At 31.3% G+C, this 4,453-nt stretch carries 4 protein-coding genes; all 4 read right to left on the bottom strand.

Annotation, left to right across the window (positions count from 1 at the left end):
* Positions 1-242: 242 nt before the first annotated feature.
* On the bottom strand, positions 243-707 hold the full coding sequence (locus tag A9G36_RS07315) for a hypothetical protein (RefSeq protein ID WP_065585578.1): 465 nt from the start codon (positions 705-707) through the stop codon (positions 243-245).
* A gap of 140 nt (positions 708-847) precedes the next feature.
* Positions 848-2,023 carry a hypothetical protein gene (locus tag A9G36_RS07320; RefSeq protein WP_034948638.1) on the bottom strand — a complete coding sequence of 392 codons (1,176 nt, stop codon included), beginning with the start codon at positions 2,021-2,023 and terminating at the stop codon, positions 848-850.
* 41 nt (positions 2,024-2,064) lie between these two features.
* Complete coding sequence (locus A9G36_RS07325) at positions 2,065-3,285, bottom strand: SH3 domain-containing protein (protein WP_034948641.1); 1,221 nt, start codon at positions 3,283-3,285, stop codon at positions 2,065-2,067.
* The coding region (locus A9G36_RS07330) for a L,D-transpeptidase (RefSeq protein ID WP_141670635.1) at positions 3,282-4,453 on the bottom strand (1,172 nt) is incomplete at its 5' end. The genes A9G36_RS07325 and A9G36_RS07330, both read right to left, overlap by 4 nt.

Raw genomic sequence — 4,453 nt, forward strand, 5'->3', positions numbered from 1 at the left:
CGACCAACAAATTCTACCAGATTTTTTAAATTTTTAAAGATTTTTAACTTATTGATTTTTAATAAGTCGTAAGTAGGCTTTTTCCAATTTCTATCGTTCCACCAAGAAACACCAATTTTTAATTTAAATTCAAAAAGATATAAATATTCGAATGTACCTAAACAAAAAATATTGTCTTTTACTTTCGTATTAGCGTGAGCTTTGCCCTACTTATTTATGGTGTGTTTTTTACACAATTACGATCATACAAGGTTTATTATCCTCTGAATTACTATCGATTGTTTAATACAGAATAACGGTTTAATGCGCTCTTCTTTTTCTAGTTGCCAGTTGCTTTTGACATGTTCGTGCGCTTCGTCCACTTTTTTCATGGCAAAGTCTCGCTGATAAGGCTCGGTGATGCCAAGTTTATCTAATCCTGCTTCAATAAGCGCTTTTTGTTGTTGCTTTTCTTCTTCAAATAGCTCATCAACTTCGTTCCATTTGCTTAACCCTTCATCTGCATACCATTCACTTTCATATTTCACCAGTAAATGCCCTATCTGCTCCGCTGTCCAACTTCTGCGTAGACCTTCCTTTAAATAGTTATCCGTAAAAGAAGGTAAGTGTGTTTTTTTTCGCTGATTGGAATAACGCAAAGTTCCCGTTAAGATTTGATGTAATTCCTGCATCGCTGGCGTGTAATCTTCTAAATCCAATTTCGCCACTTTATTTTTGCCAATCTTGTTAGATAATTCACTTATCGAGGCTTTTTCTTCTATCGTTTCAAACCCAGGCCAGTGCCATGGGGAAATCCCCCCTAAAATTGCTTTAATATCTATCGCTAGCCTATAACTACAACAATTTATTAGAAATGTTTATCCTTAAATTCTAATTGGCTAAGATGTATATACCCCGTTGTAGTTCTATCATTAGCTAAACCAACATATAACCATTCTTGTTTTTTTTCTCTATCAATAAATTTCGAATATAACTTGATCACATCAGTTTTATTCGGTAGTGTCATGATAATAGAAGATTTTATATCTGGCTTATTTAATAAGTTAACAACTTTTTCTGAAGACTTTGTATAATAGTGATTTTCCAATAATTCATCATGACTATAGGAAATTACTTTTTTTTTATCCTCTAAAACAGTTATACCCATGTTATAATATTCATTCTTCTCTAATCTCTCTTTTAACTGGTTATCTTTGTTAAAAAAATCCGTCAAGTATTGATAGGCTAAGTGTTGGCTACGTTCTAAAGTTTCACCATTATTTTGTAGCTGACTACGATATTTAATTAAATGAATTAATACTTTATCTTTAGTAGATTGTGGGATTCTTACCTTTTTCCCTTGTATACCAATGTCTTTATGTTCAACATTCCAATTAACAAATAAAGATATCAATAAACCACGAAAATAAGCTTTATCCAATAGCATGTCATTTAAAAAACGCTTTCTGTACCCTTTTAATTCGTTATTATAAAATAAAAAATGCCATTTATACTCGTCGGAAATATATGGATTCACAACAGCTGTTTCATAGAGTAAAGCATCATTTTCATAATTAAAGTTAATCACGATTTCAGGTAAATAATCATACTTATGATTTAATATATATTTTTTAGCAGAATCATCATCATTAAAAAGTAGTTTATTATAAGCAACTAACTGTTGAACATATTTATTATTTGAATTATCTAATATTCCATTCGCAAATGAATTCGTTAATAAGCAAGAATAAATAAATTTACCATTATTTGTTATGCCATAATAGTTATCTTCACCTGTATATGTTTGACAAATATTTTTATTCTTGCTGAGGCCAGTATCTGAACCAAAATAATCATCAATTTTTTGTTTAAATTCTTCTAAATTAATTAGTTGATAATGTTCTTGCTGAAGCATTTTTGAAATCATATTTATAGTTTTATCTGAATAATTAGCTGATGCAAACTCTGATTCTGTATCAGCCAACACATTTATTGAAAAAAGAGCGAGAACTATAATAAGTTTCTTTCCTATTTTGTTAATCATTATTATTTAACCTAGTTAATCATGTTTATTGATACATGCATTCAATTATTATCGTTATATTCTAATTGACTAAGATGAACATAACCCTTTATGGAGGGGGAATCCTTTAATTTGACATATAACCATTCACCTTGTACATTAATTTTGATAAGATCTATATCATTTAATAATTTATTTATAATCGGTGCTTTAGAATTTGGTTGGCTGCGGAAATTAATATAATTATCATTTGATTTCGTAATATAGTGATTTTCTATTAGTGTGTTTTTACTTTCCGAAATGACTTTTTGTTCTTCAGCGGATACTTTTAACCCCATATTATAAAAATTATTTTCCTTAAGCCTTGATTCAAGTTTATTATCTATTTCGTAAAAATTAATCAGGTATTGGTAGGCTTTACGTTGGCTATCGGTTAAACTTGTTTCCTCGCTCTGATGCTGACTTTGTAATTTAATCAGATGCAATAAAGCTTTATCTTGTGATGCTGAGGTAATCGTAATTTTTTTATTTTCTGAAATAGGAATTCCTGTTGGATAAATATACCAATTATCGGACAAATCTTTTAATAAAATTGAAATAACATGTTCTCCCGATTGTATATACAAATCATTTAATAAACGTTTCCGATATCCTTTTTGTGAATTGTTATAAAAAATGAAATGCCACATATTTCTCAGATCGTCATCCCATACAGGTAATGAGACCTCATATAACAAACTATTTTTTTCATAATTGAAATAAATCACAACTTCTTGCAACGAATTTTTCCGATTTGATAAAAAATAGTTTTTTACAAAAGTATCAGTATTATCATTAAAAAGTAATTTATTATAAGCAATAAGATGAGGAGAATACTCATTATTAGGGCTATTTAATAACTCTAAACCCTGCTTAGGAGTAAGCGGAACATCAAATCCTTTGTATTCACTCATCAGAAATGATTCTGTGTATGTTAGTAAAAAACGTCCATTCTTAGTAAAACAGCTATAATCATATTTACTAATCATATATTGACAATCAAATGTTATTGTATCCACATCAATACCAAAATAATCTAAACTTCTTTGTTTAAAGCTCTTTTCGCTAGGAATTTTATAACCTTTGCTTTTCAAAAAGTCAGAAACTATACTGACTTCTTCGGCAAAATCTCTTTCTGCCCATATATGCATTAATTGATCTAACTCTTCTTTTTCAGTTTGAGCTGAAACTATTAACGTAAAAAAAGCAAAAAAAACAAAACAGGGGATTTTATTTAGAATCATTGTGTTTTTACTCTCCCTTTTCTTACAGTGTCTTTAGGATCGGGAGCTAAGCCATAATATTCATAAACATCTTTTATATCTCCAACATAATCTTCTATGTAACAATATATTGTTTTACCTTCACTTTTTAACCTAGTATACAAAGCCCCTAACTCTTTCATTGCTTCATTATAAACCCGAATACACCCATGAGTGTTCATAAGATTACCTAAATCTTCCAAAGATTTTCTATAATACCCTGAAGTATGCCCAGAATGTATGCCTATTCCATCTCGTCCATTTTTAGTTGCAGTTAAAAATTCACCACTATCTCCGATTAGTTCAATAAATCCATAATTACCAAAACTCCATTCACCTTTATGCCTATTTGGATAATATGTTGTCTTTGTCCTACCAGTAGGTGTATCGCCATCTCCACTTGCTTTTGTACGATTCGTATTAGTCCCAAGACAAAGTGCATGAGTTTTAAAATAAATTTCACTTCTATCAAATACAATTAAAGGCCCCTCTAATCCACGGTGCGAAGGTACAATGACATTTATATAAACCTCATTATCTTCTGGGATATATTTTTCATCAAATGTTGTTCTAGTTTTAATAACATTAAAATAATCCATCATCGCCACCGGATGAATAAACCATGCCTTGCCGTCTGCGGATAGATTGGATAGTTTAGGCGTATTGGCTTCACTTTGTTCTGTGCTAGTTGTTTGATTTTGGGCTTGTGCCTGTGCCACTTTTTTCCACCACAGTGAGGGTTTGATGCGCTCTTCTTTTTCTAGTTGCCAGTTGCTTTTGACATGTTCGTGCGCTTCGTCCACTTTTTTCATGGCAAAGTCTCGCTGATAAGGTAAGGTTAGTCCGAGTTTGTTTAACTCTTCTTCGATGATTTCTTTTTTTTGCTGTTTTTCTTGTTCATATAGGTTATCTATCTCATTCCATTTACTTAATTCTTCATCAGCATACCATTCACTTTCATATTTCACCAGTAAATGCCCTATCTGCTCCGCTGTCCAACTTCTGCGTAACCCTTCCTTTAAATCCCTATCCGTAAAAGTCGGTGGCGGTAGGTCTTTTTTTCGTTGGGTTGAATATATTAGTGTGCCGGTTAAGATTTGCTGTAATTCTCGCATCGCCGGCGTGTAATCGGCTAAATCTAAGGTGGCAA

The organism is Gilliamella sp. Choc6-1, assembly GCF_001690385.1.
Taxonomy (GTDB): domain Bacteria; phylum Pseudomonadota; class Gammaproteobacteria; order Enterobacterales; family Orbaceae; genus Gilliamella; species Gilliamella apicola_A.